The 18,950-nt window shown below is 64.7% G+C and carries 16 protein-coding genes; 11 read left to right on the top strand and 5 right to left on the bottom strand.

Features of this window, described 5'->3' with window-relative positions; genetic code table 11:
* The first annotated feature begins 117 nt into the window (after positions 1-117).
* Positions 118-1,473 (top strand): glutamine synthetase family protein, encoded by a 1,356-nt coding sequence (locus MAFF_RS29620; protein ID WP_010914706.1) that lies wholly within the window; start codon positions 118-120, stop codon positions 1,471-1,473.
* A 4-nt stretch (positions 1,474-1,477) separates the two neighbouring features.
* On the opposite strand, the gene MAFF_RS29615 is transcribed toward MAFF_RS29620, so the two are convergent.
* The gene (locus tag MAFF_RS29615; protein WP_010914705.1) at positions 1,478-2,338 is read right to left on the bottom strand and encodes a MurR/RpiR family transcriptional regulator; all 861 of its coding nucleotides are present in this window, start codon (positions 2,336-2,338) and stop codon (positions 1,478-1,480) included.
* Positions 2,339-2,502: 164 nt separating this feature from the next.
* Here MAFF_RS29615 and murA point away from each other — a divergent pair, with 164 nt between their 5' ends.
* The 9 genes from murA (at position 2,503) to MAFF_RS29570 (ending at position 13,314) form a co-directional block, all read left to right on the top strand.
* Positions 2,503-3,759, top strand: a complete 1,257-nt coding sequence (murA, locus tag MAFF_RS29610) for a UDP-N-acetylglucosamine 1-carboxyvinyltransferase (protein ID WP_010914704.1) — start codon at positions 2,503-2,505, stop codon at positions 3,757-3,759.
* Positions 3,756-4,640 carry an N-acetylglucosamine kinase gene (locus MAFF_RS29605; RefSeq protein ID WP_010914703.1) on the top strand — a complete coding sequence of 295 codons (885 nt, stop codon included), beginning with the start codon at positions 3,756-3,758 and terminating at the stop codon, positions 4,638-4,640. Before murA ends, MAFF_RS29605 begins: the two co-directional genes overlap by 4 nt.
* A 162-nt stretch (positions 4,641-4,802) precedes the next feature.
* The gene (murQ, locus tag MAFF_RS29600) at positions 4,803-5,726 is read left to right on the top strand and encodes an N-acetylmuramic acid 6-phosphate etherase (protein WP_010914702.1); all 924 of its coding nucleotides are present in this window, start codon (positions 4,803-4,805) and stop codon (positions 5,724-5,726) included.
* 149 nt (positions 5,727-5,875) lie between these two features.
* Complete coding sequence (locus tag MAFF_RS29595; RefSeq protein ID WP_010914701.1) at positions 5,876-7,393, top strand: ABC transporter substrate-binding protein; 1,518 nt, start codon at positions 5,876-5,878, stop codon at positions 7,391-7,393.
* Positions 7,394-7,427: 34 nt separating this feature from the next.
* Positions 7,428-8,387, top strand: a complete 960-nt coding sequence (locus MAFF_RS29590) for an ABC transporter permease (RefSeq protein WP_010914700.1) — start codon at positions 7,428-7,430, stop codon at positions 8,385-8,387.
* On the top strand, positions 8,387-9,226 hold the full coding sequence (locus MAFF_RS29585) for an ABC transporter permease (protein ID WP_044549632.1): 840 nt from the start codon (positions 8,387-8,389) through the stop codon (positions 9,224-9,226). Before MAFF_RS29590 ends, MAFF_RS29585 begins: the two co-directional genes overlap by 1 nt.
* The gene (locus tag MAFF_RS29580; RefSeq protein WP_010914698.1) at positions 9,223-10,968 is read left to right on the top strand and encodes an ABC transporter ATP-binding protein; all 1,746 of its coding nucleotides are present in this window, start codon (positions 9,223-9,225) and stop codon (positions 10,966-10,968) included. Before MAFF_RS29585 ends, MAFF_RS29580 begins: the two co-directional genes overlap by 4 nt.
* Before the next feature lie 223 nt (positions 10,969-11,191).
* On the top strand, positions 11,192-12,199 hold the full coding sequence (locus MAFF_RS29575) for a serine hydrolase domain-containing protein (protein WP_044549630.1): 1,008 nt from the start codon (positions 11,192-11,194) through the stop codon (positions 12,197-12,199).
* Complete coding sequence (locus MAFF_RS29570; RefSeq protein ID WP_010914696.1) at positions 12,199-13,314, top strand: anhydro-N-acetylmuramic acid kinase; 1,116 nt, start codon at positions 12,199-12,201, stop codon at positions 13,312-13,314. Before MAFF_RS29575 ends, MAFF_RS29570 begins: the two co-directional genes overlap by 1 nt.
* Here MAFF_RS29570 and MAFF_RS29565 read toward each other — a convergent pair.
* The 3 genes from MAFF_RS29565 to MAFF_RS29555 form a co-directional block, all read right to left on the bottom strand.
* On the bottom strand, positions 13,311-13,733 hold the full coding sequence (locus MAFF_RS29565; protein ID WP_010914695.1) for a GNAT family N-acetyltransferase: 423 nt from the start codon (positions 13,731-13,733) through the stop codon (positions 13,311-13,313). The genes MAFF_RS29570 and MAFF_RS29565 overlap by 4 nt on opposite strands.
* A 69-nt stretch (positions 13,734-13,802) precedes the next feature.
* Complete coding sequence (locus tag MAFF_RS29560; protein ID WP_010914694.1) at positions 13,803-15,185, bottom strand: sigma-54-dependent transcriptional regulator; 1,383 nt, start codon at positions 15,183-15,185, stop codon at positions 13,803-13,805.
* Entirely contained in the window at positions 15,182-17,002 is a 1,821-nt protein-coding gene (locus tag MAFF_RS29555; RefSeq protein WP_044549625.1) for a sensor histidine kinase, read from the bottom strand. The genes MAFF_RS29560 and MAFF_RS29555 overlap by 4 nt, the downstream gene beginning before the upstream one ends.
* A gap of 290 nt (positions 17,003-17,292) precedes the next feature.
* Between MAFF_RS29555 and MAFF_RS29550 the strand changes: the two genes are divergently transcribed.
* Positions 17,293-18,621: a dicarboxylate/amino acid:cation symporter gene (locus tag MAFF_RS29550; protein ID WP_010914692.1), complete on the top strand. Its 1,329-nt coding sequence runs from the start codon at positions 17,293-17,295 to the stop codon at positions 18,619-18,621.
* A gap of 74 nt (positions 18,622-18,695) precedes the next feature.
* Here the strand turns inward: MAFF_RS29550 and MAFF_RS41525 are convergent, their stop codons facing one another.
* On the bottom strand, positions 18,696-18,947 hold the full coding sequence (locus MAFF_RS41525; RefSeq protein ID WP_044549623.1) for a hypothetical protein: 252 nt from the start codon (positions 18,945-18,947) through the stop codon (positions 18,696-18,698).
* Between the last annotated feature and the right edge of the window lie 3 nt (positions 18,948-18,950).

Below are 18,950 nucleotides of genomic sequence, written 5' to 3'. Positions count from 1 at the left end.
ATAAGGAAAAATGTCCGGCAGCAGCCGGATAGGCTTTCCGAAAACTCACAAGAATTTTTATCAGGGATAGCGCAGCCGGCAGGGCTTTGGCACCTTCGAAAACCAGAGGTTTTAAAATTGAGCGATGCAATTGCGGACGTTCTGAGCTGGCTTGAAAGCAGAAGCGACATACAGAGTCTGAGGGCGGCGGTGTGCGACCTCAACGGCGTCATGCGGGGAAAACGCATACCCGTGGAGCAGGCCCGCAAGGCGCTGGAAGGCAAGCTGCGCATGCCCTATTCGCTGATCGGGCTCGACATCTGGGGCGAGGACATCGAAGGCAACAGCCTGGTTTTCTCGACCGGCGATGCCGATGGGCTCTGCCAATGGACGGGACGCGGCATCCTGCCGGTGGACTGGACGGCGCATCCGACGGCACTCGTTCCGCTCTGGCTCGCCGACGAAAGCGGCGCGCCCTATCTCGGCGACCCCCGGCGGGCGCTGGCCCGCATCCTCGACCGCTACAAGGCGCTCGGCCTGACCCCGGTCGCGGCGACGGAACTCGAATTCTATCTGGTCGATCCGCAATCGCAGCGGCCGGTCGGGCCGGTGTCACCGGTCACCGGGCGGCGTCTCGATTCCGACGCGGCGCTGTCGATCGACGAGATCGACGATTTCGAGGCCTTCATCCACGACGTCTATGAAGCCTGTCGGGCGCAAGGCATTCCCGTCGACACGGCGATTGCCGAAAACGGCGTCGGCCAGTTCGAGATCAATCTGAACCATGTCGCCGACGCCCTGCGGGCGGCCGACGACGCGGTGCTGTTCAAGCGCACGGTGAAGGGCATTGCCCGCAAGCACGGCTTTGCCGCCTGCTTCATGGCCAAACCCTATGGCGACCGGGCCGGCAACGGTTTTCACGTCCATTTCAGTCTGGTCGACGCCGAAGGCCGCAACGTGTTCGACGATGGTACCGATCAGGGCTCGCAAACCATGCGCCACGCGGTCGGCGGGCTGCTGGCGGCGATGGCCGAGAGCACGCTGGTGTTTGCGCCGCACTTCAATTCCTACCGCAGGCTTCGCCCGCGCTCCTATGCGCCGACCGCGGTCGCCTGGGGCTACGAGAACCGCATGGTGGCGATCCGCATTCCCGGCGGTCCGGCCGGGGCGCGCCGGATCGAGCATCGCGTGTCGGGCGCTGACGCCAATCCCTATCTGGTGCTTGCCGCCATTTTGGGCGCCGCGCTGATCGGCATCGAAAGGCAGATGTCGCCGGGCGAGCCGACCGGGAGCGACGGGCAAGGTGCAGTACCAGCCAAGCTGCCGCCGGACTGGGCATCCGCGATCGCCACCTTCGAAAGCGGCACGCATGTGGCGGAGATTTTCCCAGCGATCCTGCGCGACTCCTTCGTCGCCTGCAAACGCCAGGAGTTGAACACCTTCGCGCTCAATGTCAGCGATTTCGAGATCGAGACCTATCTCGAAAGCGTCTGAGACCTTACGAGGACCGCTCGGCCTTCAGCACCGAGACCGCCGCCTCGCTGTTGTGGACATAGTCGTTGGCGTCCGGCTGCTTCTGCAGCAAAAGGATGAACAACAGATCGGTCAGCGTCAGCTGCGCGTCACGCGCAGTGATGGATGACGAGCGCGCGCGCTCCTCATCGGCGATGGTGTAGAGGCGGATGTCGGCGACACGGCTCAGCGGATTGTCGTGCAGGCCGGTGACGGCGATCACCGTCGTGCCGCGCTTGGCGGCGAGCTCGGCGATGCGCAAGGTTTCGATGCTGGCGCCGGAATAGGACAGCGCGAACAGCACGTCGCCTGGCCCCAGCGTCGCGGCATTGGCCATCTGGATGTGGCTGTCGCTGTCGTGCAACACGTTGCGGCCGAGCTTCATCAGCTTGTAGGAGAAATCGCGCGCCACCAGCGAGGAGGCGCCGACGCCGACCAGATGGATGCGGCGCGCGCCATCGAGCAGTTCCAGCGTCCGGGAAATGATGCGCTCGCTGTTGGCGGCGACGGTCTGCTGCATCGACAGCAGCTTGCTGCCGATTAGCTTCTTGAGGATGACCGGATAGGTGTCGCCCACCTCGATCGAACCATGGATGACGCCGGCCGGCACCTGCCAGTCCTGCGCCTTGGCCTCGCTGACGGCGAGCTTGAGTTCCTGATAGCTTGCATAGCCGAGCTTCTGGCTAAACTTGACGACACTTGACTGACTGCGCCCGATCTGGGCGGCAAGCGCTGCCGTCGACAGGCGCAGCATCTCGTCGGGATTGTCGACGATGTACTGGCCGATCTCGCGATCGCCGGGCGCCATGCCGTCGAGCTTCGCATTGATCTTTTTTAGAACGGACATGAACCCTCTGGAACGCTTCGATGCTCGGAGGAATAAAATATTCCAATTTCGATTGACAGCCAAGAACGCAGAATTAATTCTCGGATCGGCCGGGTTCGAGAATCGAATGGCTCTCCCGGAGAGGCCGACCGCCGCCCGGGCTATCGCCACGAAAGGGTTCAGCCATGGACAGATTGCGGATCGTTGGCGGACGAAGACTGGAAGGCGCGGTCACCATTTCCGGCGCCAAGAACGCCGCCTTGCCGCAGATCGCGGCCGCCCTACTCAGCCCCTACCCGCTCGAACTGACCAACCTGCCAGATGTCACCGATGTCGAGAATATGCTCGGCGTCGTGCGGCTTCATGGCGCCGAGGTGACGCGGTCGGCCCATGCCGCGACGATCGACACCAGTGCCGCCGTTTCGAAAGAAACGTCTTATGACACGGTGCGCAAAATGCGCGCGACGGTTCTCGTGCTCGCGCCTCTGCTCGCCCGGTTCGGCCACGCCCGCGTTTCGCTGCCCGGCGGCTGCGCGATCGGCGCGCGGCCGGTGGACATGCATGTCGCCGCCCTCGCCGCACTCGGCGCCAAGATCGCCATCGAGAATGGTTTGATCGTCGCCTCGGCGCCGAACGGGCTGACCGGGACGCGCATCGTGCTCAGCTCGCCGTCCGTCGGGGCAACGGAAACCGCCATGATGGCGGCGACCACGGCCAAGGGCGAAACCGAAATCCTCAACGCAGCGCGCGAGCCGGAAGTGGCCGATCTCGCCGCTTGCCTCAACGCCATGGGGGCGCGCATCGAAGGCGCCGGCACGCACCGGATCTTGATCGCCGGCGACACCGGCTGGCACGCGGCCAGGCACGACATCATTCCGGACCGCATCGAGGCCGGCACCTATGCCATCGCCGCGGCGATCACCGGCGGCCAGCTTGAGCTCACCCACGCTCGGCTCGAGCATATGGCCTCGGTGGTGCAATTGCTGGAGGCCACCGGCGTCAGCGTCTGGCCCGGCGACCGTGGGCTGATCGTCTCGCGCGAGCGGCCGCTCAAGGCCGCCGATCTCACGACGGAACCCTATCCGGGGTTTCCGACCGACCTGCAGGCGCAGTTCATGGCGCTGATGTGCTGCGCCGAGGGTGCATCGCTGTTGCGCGAGACCATCTTCGAGAACCGCTTCATGCATGTGCCGGAGCTGATGCGGCTCGGCGCCAACATCAAGCTGCAGGGCACCATGGCGCTGGTGCGCGGGGGCGAGAAGCTGCATGGCGCGCAGGTGATGGCCACCGACCTGCGCGCTTCGGTGTCACTGGTGCTGGCGGCATTGGTCAGCGAAGGCGAGACGATCATTAACCGCGTCTATCATCTCGATCGAGGCTATGAGCAGTTGGACCGCAAGCTGCGCCTTTGCGGCGCCGACATCGAGCGGCTGAGCGCATGAGCGGCCCGGACTATTTTCTCGGCGTCGATGGCGGCGGTACCGGCTGCCGAGCCCGCATCGAGGATGCGCAAGGCAACTTGATGGGACAAGGCCTGTCCGGCCCGGCGTCGACGCGGCTCGGCATCGACGCGGCCTGGGCTTCCATCGCCAAAGCCTTTGGCGCCGCGATCGAGGAGGCTGGCTTTGGACCGACCGAAATCGCCCGGATTCGTGCCGGCATCGGCCTTGCCGGTATCGGCCGCAAGGGCGCGCTGGAGGCGTTGCGGGCGATCGCGCACCCCTTTGCCAGCATCGATTTCGTCAGTGACGGCGTCGGCGCTTGCCTGGGTGCGCACTCCGGTGAGGACGGCGCCATCGTCATTGCCGGCACCGGTTCGATCGGCCTCGGCTTTGTCGAGGGGCGCGACCTGCGCGTCGGCGGCTACGGCTTTCCGATCTCCGACGAAGGCAGCGGCGCCGATCTTGGCCTGAAGGTCGTGCAACTGGCGCTGCGCGCCCATGACGGGCGGCACGAGCGGACGGCGCTGCTGGCGGAGGTGATGCAGCGCTTCGAGGGTGACCCGATGGCAGCGGTCGCCTGGATGGACCGCGCCAGCGCCACGGATTACGCCGCCCTGGCGCCGATGGTCATGCGCCATGCCGACCAGGGCGATCCAGCCGGGCGGCGCATCGTGCAAAGTGCCGCCGGGCAGATCGACACGCTGGTGCGGGTGCTGTTCGAAAAAGGCGCGCCGCGCGTGACCTTGCTGGGCGGCCTTGCCAGCCCGCTCGAACCCTGGCTTTCGCCCGATGTCCGGCGCCGCCTCAAGCCCGCCGACGGCGACGCCGTGTCCGGCGCGATCATCCTTGCCAAACGGTCGCTCTGCGTATTGCAGGCTTAGCGAAGGTAGGAATAAAATATTCCATATTGCTGTTGACGATGTGAATATAGAATTCTAAAAAGTTAACAAAGAAAAACTGCGATGACGGACCCGAGGTCCGTGTGCCCTGGCGTTCGTTGAGCCATACCGGACGCCGGCAGCAGAATTTTTGAAGGCACTGGAATGACCGAGCACGGGTTGATGTCTGAGCTGGACCTGTTGGTTTCCGAAGGCCGCAACCCGCGGACGATGGATATCGACCTGCTGCCGACCATCGATGTGCTGCGCAAGATCAATGACGAAGACAGGCTTGTGCCTGTGGCTGTCGAAAAGGTGCTGCCGGAAATCGCCGCCGCGGTCGACCGGATCGTGCTTGCCTTCCAGAAGGGCGCGCGGCTGATCTATGTCGGCGCCGGCACCAGCGGCCGGCTCGGCGTTCTCGACGCTTCGGAATGCCCGCCCACTTTCGGCGTGCCCGAAGACATGGTGATCGGCCTGATCGCCGGCGGTCCGGACGCTCTGGTGCGGTCGACGGAAGGTGCTGAGGATGACCCGAAAATGGGCGCGCAGGCGTTGCAGGAGATCGGGCTCACACCGGACGACGTCGTGATGGGCATCGCGGTCAGCGGGCGCACGCCTTACGTCATCGGCGGGCTGAACTACGCCAAGCAGGTCGGCGCGACCACGGTTGCCTTGTCCTGCAATCCGGCATCGACCATTGCCGGCATCGCCGACATTGCCATCTCGCCGGTCGTCGGCCCCGAAGTGCTGACCGGCTCGACCCGGCTGAAGTCGGGAACCGCGCAGAAGCTGGTGCTCAACATGCTGACCACGGCCTCGATGATCCGCATCGGCAAGAGTTTTCAGAATCTGATGGTCGACCTCAACCCGTCCAACAAGAAACTGGTGGCGAGGGCAACCAGGATGGTCATGCAGACGACGGGCTGCACGGCGCAGCAGGCCAAACAGGCGCTCCACCAAACAAGCAACGATGTGAAGCTGGCGATCCTGGTGACGATCACCGGCCTCGATGTCGAGGCGGCGCGGGCTGCCCTCGGCAAGGCCGGAGGCTTCCTGCGAAAGGCGATCAGTGACCCGACGGCATGAAACCGCCTGGGACAAGACGGCAAGAAGCCGCTTTAGACAAGACGGCGCGAAGCCGCATAGACTGGGCCGATACTCCAAAGCATGTGTGTCTTGGAAGCGGTCCGCAGAAACTGCAAGGCATCAAGTTCAAATCATAATGGGAGACGAAAATGGCAAGGCATCTCACAAGAACACTCCTGTCGGGCATCACGGTTGCCGCGATGCTCGGCGTGGCTGTGGTTTCGGCTCAGGCGGCAACGCTGCACATGGCCTGGTCACAGGACGCCACCGGTCTTGACCCGCACAAGCAGACAGCTTTTTCGTCGCTGCGGCTCCTGGAACTGATCTACGAGCCGCTGGTGCGGGTCGATGCCAGCCTGCAGATCATCCCCGCCATCGCCACCTCGTGGGCGTTTTCGAAAGACGGCAAGGAGCTGACTTTCAAGCTCGATCCCAAGGCGAAATTCCAGGACGGCACGGCCGTCACTTCCGCCGACGTCAAGGCCTCGTTCGAACGGATCCTCGACGAGAAAACGGGTGCCGCCGCCCGCGCCAACTTCCTCTCGATCGCCAGCATCGACACGCCTGATGCGGCAACCGTCGTGTTCCACCTGTCGCAGCCCGACGTGCCGATCCTGACGGCGATGAGCGACGTCAACGCGGCGATCGTCCCAGCCAGTGAAATCAAGGCCGGCTCGATCGGCACCAAGGCGGTCGGCTCCGGCCCCTTCAAGCTCGACAAATGGGACCCTAACGCCAAGGAGGTGCTCAGCGCCAACAAGGATTGGGCCAGCGGCGCGACCGGCGTCGACGGCATCGAGATCAGCGTGCTGCCCGACGAGGCGGCGATCCTGGCCGCCATGCGCACCAAGCAGATCGATTTCGCGCTACTCAACGACCCGCTGGTCGCCACGCTGGTGCCGAAGGAGGCTAGCCTGCAATTGAACCGCGTGCCGGTGCTTGCCTATCACGTGCTGCAGCTCAACCCATCGCGCAAGCCGATGACCGAGCTCAAGGTGCGCCAGGCGATCTCTTGCGCCATCGACCGACAGGAGGTGCTGGACACCGCTTCGCTCGGCGAAGGCAAGGTCACCGGACCGCTGACCATCCCGGCGCTCGCCACCGATCCGACCCAGCTCTTCTGCTACAAGCGCGATGTCGAAAAGGCCAAGAAGCTGATGGCCGAAGCTGGCTTTGCCGACGGCTTTTCGGCAACCGTGATCGGTGCCACCGGCGAGCCGCCGACCGCGGCGGCGGAGGCGCAGGTCATCCAGTCGCAGCTGGCTGAAATCGGCGTCAAGCTCGACATCAAGATGATGGAGCTCAATGTCTATGTCGACGCCTGGCTGAAAGGCGATTTCGACATGGCGATCGCGCTCAATGGCGGCCGCGCCGACCCCTACACCATGTACAACCGCTACTGGACCAAGGCGGGCAATCTGCAGAAGGTGGCCAACTACATCGACGACACGCTGGACAGCCAGATGCAGCAGGGCCGCGCCGAGACCGATCCGGCCAAACGCAAGGCGATCTTCGCCGAATTCGAGAAGCACCTCGCCGAGATGTCGCCGTGGATCTGGCTCTACACCTCCTATAGCTACACGGCGCAGCAGAAAAACATCGCCGGCTTCGTGCCGACGCCGACCGGCACGCTGTTCAGCCTGAGCAAGGTTACCATCCAGCAGTAGCCGCCACAGGTATTGGACAAGAGGACTTCTTCGCGTGAACTATCTGATGCGACGACTGGCGACGTTTCCTCTCGTCCTGCTTGGCGTGTCCATCCTGGTCTTCGTGGCGATCCGGATGGTGCCGGGCGATTCGATCACGGCGATGCTGGGCACCGAAGCCGGCCTGCTGACGCCGGCACAACGGGATTCGCTCGCCGCCTACTTCGGCATCGACCAGCCCTGGTTCGTCCAGTACTGGCGCTGGATCGGCGGCATCCTGCACGGCAATTTCGGCGTTTCCGTCACCTATGGCCGGCCGGTGCTCGACGTCATCCTCGAACGCTTCCCGCTGACGCTGGAATTGGCTCTGCTGTCGATGATCATTGCGCTTGCCGTCGGCATGCCGGCGGGGATTTTTGCCGCCACGCACAATGAGAAACTATCGGATCTCGGCGTGCGCATCGCCGCCATGATCGGCCAGTCGACGCCAAGCTTCGTGCTTGGCCTGCTGATCATCTACACGCTGTCGGCCGGCTTCGGCGTGCTGCCGGCGATGGGCGAATTCGCGCCGCTCTGGCAGGATCCCTTGCGCAATCTCAGCCAGTTGATCCTGCCCGCCATCACGCTGGGCTTTGCCTTCGCCGCGTCGGTCACGCGCATATCGCGTTCGGCGATGCTCGACGTTTTGAGCGACGATTACGTACGCACCGCGCGCAGCAAGGGCGCGTCGGCGCGCAGCGTCATCTGGCGGCATGCACTCCCCAATGCGCTGATCCCGGTCGTAACACTGAGCGGCATCGAATTCGGCTATCTCCTGGGCGGCGCCGTCATCGTCGAGCAGATCTATGCCTTGCCCGGCCTTGGTCGCATGGTGCTGGACGCCATCCTGCAGCGCGACTACGCGCTGGTGCAGGGAGCCGTGCTGTTCGTCGCCTTCAATTTCATGATCGTCAATCTCTTGGTCGACCTCGCCTATGTCGCGCTCGATCCGCGTATCCGGCTGGGAGAGCAGTGATGCGCATCCTGCGCGCCATCTTCGGCCATGGCAGCGGCCGCGTCGGCGGCGTCATCGTCGGCGTCTATTTGCTGGTCGCCATCCTCGGCCTGTTCGGGCTGACGCCGCACAATCCGATCATGCAGTTCCGCGTCGACCGGCTGCACGCACCCAATGGCGCCTACTGGATGGGCACTGACCTGTTCGGGCGCGACGTGGCCAGCCGGCTGATGGCCGGCATCGGCCAATCCTTCACGGTCGCCTTCTTCTCGGTGGCCTTCGCGACCCTCGCCGGCACCGTGCTCGGGCTGGCGGCCGCCTGGCTCGGACGCCGCTGGGACGGCTTGGTGATGCGCATCATGGACGTGCTGCTGGCTTTTCCGGCGATCCTTCTGGCATTGCTCATCGTCACCGTCGCCGGGCCGGGCACATGGACCAGTGTCGTCGCCATCGGCATCGTCTACACGCCGATCTTCACGCGCGTGGTGCGCGGCCCTGCCCTGTCGCTGAAGGCCCGCGAATTTGTCGACGCCGCGCGCACCTTCGGCAGCAGCTCGAGCTATATCGTCACCCGCCATCTGCTGCTCAATCTGGTGGCGCCGCTGACCGTGCAGGTGACGCTGGCGCTGGCCTGGGCGCTGCTGACGGAAGCCGGCTTGAGCTTCCTCGGGCTGGGCACGCAGCCGCCCGCCGCCTCGCTCGGCCTGATGCTGAGCGACAGCCGCAATCTGATGGAGACCGCGCCCTGGCTGATGATTTTTCCGGGCCTGACCATCATGATCAGTATCCTCGGCTTCAACCTGCTGGGTGATGCCTTGCGCGATATTCTCGACCCCAGGATGCGGAGGGCGCCGGCATGACGTTGCTGTCCGTTCGCGATCTGTGCGTCGGCTTCGGCCGCGATCCGCACGCCAATGAGGTGGTGCGCGGCGTCAGTTTCGACCTTGCCGATGGCGAAACGCTGGCCATTGTTGGTGAGAGTGGTTCAGGCAAATCCGTCACCGCGCTGTCGATCAACCGGCTCATCGATTTCGGTGGCGGCCGCATCACTGGCGGAGCGATGAAGCTGAAGCGGGCCGACGGCAGCCTCTTCGACCTGATAAGTGCGACCGAACCGCAGCTGACCGGTATTCGCGGCGCCGAGATCGGCATGATCTTCCAGGAGCCGATGACCTCGCTGAACCCGGTGCTGACCATCGGCACGCAGATCGAGGAATCGTTTCGGCTGCATCGCGGACTGACCGGCCGGCAAGCCACGGCCGCAGCTAAGGATGCGCTCGATCGCGTGCGCATTCCCGATGCCGCGCGGCGGCTGAAATACACGCCAAACCAGCTGTCGGGCGGCATGCTGCAAAGGGTGATGATCGCCATTGCGCTCGCCTGCAATCCGCGCCTGCTGATCGCCGACGAGCCGACCACCGCGCTCGACGTCACCGTGCAGGCACAGATCATGGCGCTGCTGGCCGAGTTGAAGCGCGAAACAGGCATGTCTGTCATCTTCATCACCCACGATATCGGCCTGGTTGCCGGCATCGCCGACAAGGTGCTGGTGATGCAGAATGGGCAAGCTGTCGAACAGGGCGAGCTGAACCATATCCTCGACAGACCGCGGCACCCCTACACGCAGCACCTGCTGCAGGACGTGCCGCATTTCGCCAGGGGAAGCGCGACGCGCGCGGACGGACAACGCGACAAGGACGAGCGCATGGAACCCGCCTTGAAGGTTGAGGGCCTGGTGGTGCGGTTCCCTCTCAAGAGCAATTTCTTCAGCCGCGCCACCGGCGCCGTGCATGCCGTCGATGGCGTCGACTTCGACCTGATGCCGGGTGAGACGCTGGCCATCGTCGGCGAAAGCGGTTCGGGCAAATCGACCACCGCTAAGGCGGTCCTCGGGCTGGTGCGCTCGACGCGCGGCAGCTTCTCGGTCGGCGCACGAGCGGCTTCCGCGGAGCGCAGCGCCAAGCCCGTGCAGATGGTGTTCCAGAATCCCTATGCCTCGCTCAATCCAAGGCTGACCATCGAAAGCATCCTGGCCGAGCCGGTGATCGCCAACGGCGGCCGGGTGAATGCAGAAACACGCGCCAGGATGGCGGGCCTGCTGGAGCGCGTCGGCCTGCCCAGGAATAGCCTGGAGCGCTATCCGCATGAATTCTCCGGCGGCCAACGGCAGAGGCTGTGCATTGCCCGCGCGCTGATGCTCAACCCGTCCGTGGTAGTTCTCGATGAAGCAGTGTCGGCGCTCGATGTCTCGGTGCAGGCCAAGGTGCTGGAGCTGCTGGTCGAGCTGCAACGCGAGTTCGGACTGGCCTATCTCTTCATCTCGCACGACATGGCGGTGGTCGAGCGGATCGCGCACCGCATCGCCGTCATCTTTGCCGGCCAGATCGTCGAGATCGGCGATGCGGCCTCGGTGCTGTCGGAGCCGAAGCATTCCTATACGAAGAAACTGATCGCAGCGGTTCCGACCATCGAGCGACGGCGCGAGCATTTCGAACTGGACACACGCCAGGTGCCGTCGCTTGTGCGCCCGCAGGGTTTCGAGCCAGCGCCGGCGCAATGGGAGCAGTTCGGCAGCGATCATATGGCGAGGGTTGAGGCATGATGGCCCTGGGATATCTGAGGTTGGCGGGACAGCGCCCCCCTCTGCCCTGCCGGGCATCTCCCTCACATAGGGGGAGATCGGATGTCGTCGCGGCTTTCGCCAATCTCCAACGTTGGAAAGTTGGCGGAACATCAACGCTGCTGATCTCCCCCCTCGTGGGCGAGATGTCCGGTAGGACAGAGGGGGGCGCTAAGGATCTCGGCCTCTCCAATGGAGGTCGGCATTGAGCGACCTTGCCCAGCTCTTCGACAGCGCTTTCCAACCACTCGCAACAGCCGTTTCCAACAAGCGCATTCCCGGCGGCGTGCTCGGCATTGCCGACAAGAACGGCCACCGCATCGTCAGGGCAATCGGCTCGGCGCAACTCGTGCCGAAGCAGCGGCCAATGACCGTCGAAACCTGGTTCGACCTGGCGTCCCTGACCAAAGTCATCTTCACCACGCCGCGCATCCTGGCGCTGGCGGAAGACGGCGTCATCGATCTCGACGCGCCACTGATCTCGGTTCTGCCCGACCTTCGCCAGTATGATCAATGGGCGTGGGAGCGGAAGGTGACGTTTCGCCAGTGCCTCGCCCATCAGACGCCGTTTCCGGCCGTCGAGCCGATCTACACTTACGGACGCGATCCCGAATTGTTGCGTGCCTTCATCCTGCAGCGCGAATGGCGGGCCCGTGAACCCGTCTATTCCGACATCAATTTCATCCTGCTCGGCTTTGCCCTCGAGCGGCTGTCGGGCAAGACCATCCGCGACATGGATCCCGGCGCCGGCTTTGCCTGGTCCACCGCGCCGGATATCGCCGCGGCGACCGAGGACTGCACGTGGCGTCATCGCGTGCTGTCCGGCGAGGTACACGACGACAATTGCTCGGCGCTGCAAGGCGCCGGTCATGCCGGCCTGTTCGGCACTGCGGCTTCGGTGCTGGATTTCGCGCAGAATCTGCTGACCGGCACAGGTGCGAGCGAACGTTCGATCGCGCTGATGCGCGCGCCCTTGTCCGCCACCCGCACTCATGGCTGGGAGTGCCCTTACGACGGCTGGTCCGGCGGGGCCTTGTGCAGCCCGGGAACCATCGGCCATACCGGCTTCACCGGCACCGGACTGTGGATCGATTTCGACAGCGGCAAGGTGTGGACCTTGCTCACCAACCGGATCCATCCGACACGTCATTTCGACAGCGGAATCATCTCGCTGCGGCAGACGGTCGGCGATCTGATGAATGGAGTTCAATAATGGAACCAATCTGGGCCGTCGGCCTGATGACCGGCACCGTGCTTGACGGCAATATCGACGTCGCGCTGATCAAGACCGATGGCGAGCGCATCGACGATTTCGGCACCTACCGGCTGATGCCCTATCCCCAATCGATCCGCTCGCTGCTGGAAGAGACGCTGACGGCGGCGCGGGCCTGGAATTTTGTCGGGCCGGAGCCGGCGATCTTCCGCAAGGCCGAGGAGGCGCTGACGCGTGCCCAGTCGGCGGCGGTGAAGGAATTGGTCGAGGGCTATGGCATGACGATGGCCGATATCGGCGTCGTCGGCTTTCACGGCCAGACGGTGCTGCATCGCGCGCCGCAGGTGGGGCGGCTCGGCCAGACCAGACAGCTGGGTGACGGCGAGCTGATGCATTCCCTGTTGAGCACGAAGGTCGCCTATGATTTCCGCTCGGCCGACATGCGCGCCGGCGGGCAAGGCGCGCCTCTGGCCGCAGCCTATCACACCGCGTTGATGCGCAGCGCCGGCGCCAGTGGCGAGGTGGCCGTGCTCAATCTCGGCGGCGTCGCCAACATCACCTGGTGGGACGGCGCCGACAATGTCGTCGCCTTCGACACCGGCCCCGCCAACGCGCCGCTCAACGATTTCATCAAATCGAAGGGCCTCGGCGACATGGATCGTGACGGCGCGCTTGGCCGTGCGGGAACAGTCGACGAGGCCCGGCTCGCCAAGCTGCTGCAGCACCCTTATCTGACCAAGCCCTATCCCAAATCGCTGGACCGTTTCGATTTCGGCGCCGCCATGGCGGATGGCCTCAATGCCGAGGATGGCGCGGCCCTGCTCACCGCCTTCACGGCCGGCGCCGTTGGCAAGGCGCTCGACCTCTTGCCCACTCGGCCGAAGAAATTGGTGGTCAGCGGCGGCGGCCGCCACAACCCGACGATGATGGCGATGCTCGCCAGCCGTGCCGGAGTCGAAGTGGTGCAGGCGGAAAGCCTCGGCTGGAGCGGCGACGCGGTGGAGGCAGAGTGCTTTGCCTTCCTCGCGGTGCGCGTGCTGCGCGGCATGCCGATCAGTTTTCCAAGCACCACCGGCGCGCCGCAGCCGATGCGCGGCGGAAAGCTGGCAGGTTAAACCAGTTTCTTCTGCAGGAAGATGCGGCTGCGGCCGACGGGGAAATCGGCCAGCGTGCCGAAGGGCTGATAGCCCTGGCGCTGGTAGACCTTGGCGGCGTTGGGATTGAAGGTGTCGATCCAGGCGTTGTTGCAGCCGCGCGCCACGGCTTCCTGCTCGGCCGCGTCCAGCATTCTGCCGGCCATTTGCTGGCCGCGCAGCCTTTCATCGACCCACAGCCATTGCACGTAAAGCCAACCCCAGGCGGTGTATCCCGAAATGCCGGCGACGACCGCGCCATTCCCGTCGCGCACGAACACAGCGAGTGCTTTTCTTTCGGACGCGCCGACATCGCCGTCGTTGAACGCCGTCAGTCGTTCGGCGAGAAAGGCAAGGTCTTCCGGCAAGGGGTTTGCCGTCGTTTCGAGTGTCGTGTTCATGGCTCTTTCTGGAATGCTTGGCTGGGTAGGATTGAAGCGTTGCGAAGCGCAACACCTTTGGCGCAATTTCTATGTCTGCTCTCGAACAGGGTGCGGATCGCCGCCGTTGCGGAATTCGGATGCGGCAATGCCGTAGCGCTTGAGCTTGTCGTAAAAAGTCTTGCGCGGCACGCCGAGCGCGTCGATGGCGCTGCGCACATCGCCGCCATGGTCGCGCAGCGCCTCACGAATGAGCTGCGCCTCGTAATGGCCCACGCGTTCCGGCAGCGAGGCGGGAGGCTCCGATTGCGGGGGAACCGCTTTCGTCTCGTCGTCAGGCCCAAGACCGAGCGTGACGCGATCGGCGAAATGGGCGAGCTCGCGGACATTGCCCGGCCAGGCATGCGACTGGAGATGATCGCTCACCGCGGCATTCACCTTGGCGACAGGCCGGCCGAACCGCTCGGCGGCCTTACCGAGGAAATGGCCGAACAGCATCGGAATGTCGCCGCGCCGCTCGCGCAGGGGCGGAATCCGTAGCGTCACCACGTTGAGGCGGAAATAGAGGTCCTCACGGAAATCGCCGCGCTGATCGGGCCGGCCGAGATCGACCTTAGTCGCCGCCACGACCCTCAGATCGAGGCGCCGGATCTCGTTCGAGCCAAGCGGCGTGAGGCTGCGCGTCTCCAGCACCCGCAGCAGCTTGACCTGCAGGGCCGGCGGCATGGATTCGATCTCGTCGAGGAACAGCGTGCCGCCGCTGGAATGTTCGACGCGGCCGATCCGCCGCCGCTGCGCGCCGGTAAACGCGCCGGCCTCGTGGCCGAACAGCTCGCTTTCAATGACGGTTTCCGGCAAGGCACCGCAATTCAGCGCCACGAAGGGTTTGGAATGCCGCCGGCCCCAACGGTGCAGGAGGTCGGCCACCACTTCCTTGCCGGTTCCCGTCTCGCCTTCCACCAGCACGTCGACATCCATGTCGGCGATCTGGCGCAAGGTTTCGCGCAGCCGCCGGATGGCCGGCGCCTCGCCGATCAGCGGCAGGCCGTCGGCAGCTAGTGCGGCGGCTTCGCGCAGCCGCCGGTTCTCCATCACCAGCCGCCGCTTCTCCGATGCCCGTTTCAGCGCCTCGACAAGGCGGTCTCCGGCATAGGGTTTTGGGATGAAGTCGTAGACACCGTCCTTGAGCGCGGCGACAGCCAGATCGACATCGCCATGCCCGGTGACCAGGATCACCGGTATGTCCGGGTCGATCGCCTTAATGCGATCGAACAGCTGCAAGCCGTTCATGCCCGGCATGCGGATGTCGGTGACAACCACGCCGTCGAAGTCTCTGTCGACGACGGCAAATGCGGCCTCGGCGGCCTCGCGCGCAACCACGGTGAAACCGGCGAGCTCGAGCAATTGCGTGGTGGCGTGCAGCAGGTCGGCATCGTCCTCGACGAGCGCCACCCTCCGTGATCCCTCGTTCATTCGATTCGCCTCAAATCGATGGTGAAGGACGCGCCTCTGGTGCTGTCGGGATCGAGCCGGAGCGTGCCGCCCAATTCCTGGGCGATCTCCTGCGAGATCACCAGCCCGAGGCCGAGCCCCTTCTCCTTGGTGGTCTGGAACGGCATGAACAGATTGCCAGCCGCTTCCGGCCCAAGACCGGGACCGTTGTCGCGCACCGAAATCAACACCCGGTCGTCGCGCTGGGCGAGGTCGATCTCGATGCGGGGATCGGGCTGGTCCTTCATGGCGTCGAGCGCGTTCTGCAACAGGTTGACGAGGATCTGCTCCAGCCGGATGCGGCTTGCCATCACCATCGGCGAGGCGGTACCGAGCGGCTTGACGATGGTGACACCGGAATCGCGAATGCGGCCGGAGAGTAGCGATAGCGCGCCGTCGATCGCCTCGCGCACCGGCAGTGGCGACGCGGCGACACCGGGCCGGCGCGCGAAGGTGCGCAGCGTGTTGGTGATGGCGCCGATGCGTTCGGTCATCGAGACGATCGAGGTCAGATTGCCGCTCGCCGGTTCGGTCTTGCCGGTTTCGAGGAAGCGGCCGGCATTCTCGGCATAGGTGCGGATCGCAGCGACCGGCTGGTTGATCTCATGCGCCACGCCGGCAGCGATCTGGCCGAGGATGGAGAGCCTGTTGGCCTGGGCAAGATCGTCGCGCAGCCGGCGGACCTTGGCTTCGGCATTTTCACGCTCGGCGATCTCGCCGGCGAGCGCGATGTTGGAGCGGGTCAGTTCGGCTGTCCGTGTGCTAACCCGGCTTTCCAGCTCGGCATTCATGCGCGCCAGCGCCTCCTGCCGCAGACGGCGTGTGCGGCGGCGCCTTGTGAATACGTAGGCAAGCAGGCCGGTCAGCAGCAGCCCGAGCAGCGTCGTCAGCCGCGCCGTGTTGGCGGCGGACGAGAGAGCGGGATCCGCCGGCGTCAGCAGCCAAAGGCGCCAGCCGGGAACCGCACCGGACAGATCCTGCACCACCTCGACAAACTGGCGCGGCTTGCCGGGGCCGTCGATGGTCGCCAGGCCATCACCGGCACCGCGTCGTATCGGCAGAGGTTCGAAGGCGGCGTCCGGCAGTTGCAGCTGCTCATGGGCAGTTGCGGCGTCTTCCGCGGAGAGCGGCGCCAGCGCATGAAACCGCCATTCGGGCTGGCTGGTTGCCAGCACGACGCCGCGTTCGTCGGTGACGAAAACAAGAAAACCGCTGGAGCGCCAATTAGCCTCGACGCCGTCAAGCTCGACCTTCAGCACCGCTACGCCCAGCGGCTTGCCATTGTCGTCGACGCGGCTGGCAAGGTAGAGACCCGGCCGGCCACTGATCGTGCCGAGGCCATACTGGCTGGCCGAACCTTTTGACATCGCCTCGTTGAAATAGTGGCGGAAATTATAGTCTATGCCGACAAAGCTGGTCGGCTCGCCGGCATTGCTGGCCGATATGGCGATGCCCGCAGTATCGATGACATAGATGGCGGATGCCGAGGCATCGCCGGCGATCGCCTTAAGCTTGTCGTTGAGGGCGGCTTCCTGCATCTTTCCGGCCCGGCGCAGCGCACCGCGCACCGCATCGTCGCGGGCCAGTACCAAGGGAACCAGGCGCTGCTTTTCGATTTCGCCGGTCAGGGTTCCCGCCGCCAGCGGCAGGGCGGCAAGGGCGCTATCGCGCAGGTCATTGGTCGCCTGGCCGGTGGCGATGCGCCCAGCGATGGCGATCGCGCCCGCCAGGATCGCAAGAGCAATGACGATAACAAGCCAGCGGCCATCGCGCAGCCGGGCCACAGCCTCGCGGAGCAAGTCGCCACCGGCCGCGGCGCGCCTATCGGTGCTTGCTTGCGACGTCTGCCCTCTCCTTCTTTTCTCGCGGCCTTGCCGTCACTCTAATGCGAAATTCCGCCCAGGCAAACGCCTCCTGTGCGGAAATCCGCACACGCCTCCACCGAAGGACGCCTGGAACCCCTGGATTCCGGGCTTTCCCCGATCTGGCACAGCGCTTGCAAACTCCTTGCCAGCGGCGGGCGACCGGAACGCCGCGATGGGAGAAGTCACGCAGGGCGGGTTCCGTCCATCCGGCCAGGGAGAGTTCGATGCACATCGCAGACCAATCAGGCGCGGCTGCCGCGCAGCGCAAGCCCCTTTATGCCCAACTCTACGTGCAGGTGCTGGTGGCGATCACCGTCGGCATCCTGCTCGGCCACTACTATCCATCGATCGGCGAGAGCATGAAGCCGCTCGGCGACGCCTTCATCAAGCTGGTCAAAATGATCATCGCCCCCGTCATCTTCCTGACGGTGGCGACCGGCATCGCCGGCATGAGCGACCTGCAGAAGGTCGGCCGCGTCGCCGGCAAGGCGATGCTCTACTTCCTCACCTTCTCGACGCTGGCGCTGATCATCGGCCTCGTCGTCGCCAATGTCGTACAACCCGGCGCCGGCTTCAACATCGACCCGGCAACACTCGACGCCTCGACCGTCAACACCTATGCTGCCAAGGCGCATGACCAATCGGTCACCGGATTCCTGATGAACATCATCCCCGGCACGATCGTCGGCGCCTTCGCCGATGGCGACATCTTGCAGGTGCTGTTCTTCTCGGTGCTGTTCGGCATCGCGCTGGCGCTGGTCGGCGACAAGGGTGCACCAGTGCTCAACTTCCTGCAGGCGCTGATGGCGCCGATGTTCAAGCTGGTCAGCGTCTTGATGAAGGCCGCCCCCATCGGTGCGTTCGGCGCCATGGCCTTCACCATCGGCAAATACGGCATCGGCTCGGTCATCAACCTCGCCATGCTGGTCGGCACCTTCTACGCGACGTCGCTGCTGTTCGTGTTCGTCGTCCTGGGCGCAGTCTGCCGCTACAACGGCTTTTCCATCCTGTCGCTGCTGCGCTACATCAAGGAAGAGCTGCTCTTGGTGCTGGGCACCTCCTCGTCGGAAGCCGCCCTGCCCTCGCTGATGGAAAAGATGGAGAAGGCCGGCGCCAAGCGCTCGGTGGTCGGCCTGGTCATCCCGACCGGCTATTCCTTCAACCTCGACGGCACCAACATCTACATGACGCTTGCCGCGCTGTTCATCGCGCAGGCGACGAACATCCATCTGTCGATGGGCGACCAGATCCTGTTGCTGCTGGTGGCGATGCTCTCGTCCAAGGGTGCCGCCGGCATCACTGGAGCCGGCTTCATCACCCTTGCCGCGACGCTTTCGGTGGTGCCTTCGGTGCCGGTCGCCGGCATGGCGCTGATCCTCGGCGTCGACCGCTTCATGTCGGAATGCCGGGCGCTGACCAACTTCATCGGCAATGCCGTCGCCACGCTGGTCGTCGCGCGCTGGGAAGGCGAGCTCGATGAGGCCAAGCTCGCCAGGGCTTTGGCCGGCACGGCCGACGACAGCCTGCCGGCGGATATCGTTCCCGCCGAGTAATTCGCACGGTCGTTTAGCGATACGAATGGCCGGAGGCAGCGATGCCTCCGGCCATTTTCATGTGGGTGACGATGTCAGGCGGCGCGGATCTTGCCGAGCGGCGCCAGCGCTCTGCCATCGGCAGCGAAGAGATGGCAGTGGCACGGGTCGACCTGCATGGCGATGGAGCTGTGGGGTGGTGTCGGGCGTCGCGCTCGGCCACCAGCAGGCGCAAAGCCCATGTTTTCCGCCACCGTCATATGCGGATAGAGCGCATAGGACTGGAACACCAAGGCAAGGCCGCGCTCGGACGGATCGACCTGGTTGATGCGCGGGCCGTCGAGCATGAG

It is taken from the genome of Mesorhizobium japonicum MAFF 303099 (assembly GCF_000009625.1).
In the GTDB taxonomy this organism is placed as follows: Bacteria; Pseudomonadota; Alphaproteobacteria; order Rhizobiales; family Rhizobiaceae; genus Mesorhizobium; species Mesorhizobium japonicum.
Note: the sequence above shows the minus strand (reverse complement) of the source record. Positions and strands in the feature narration are given on the sequence as shown.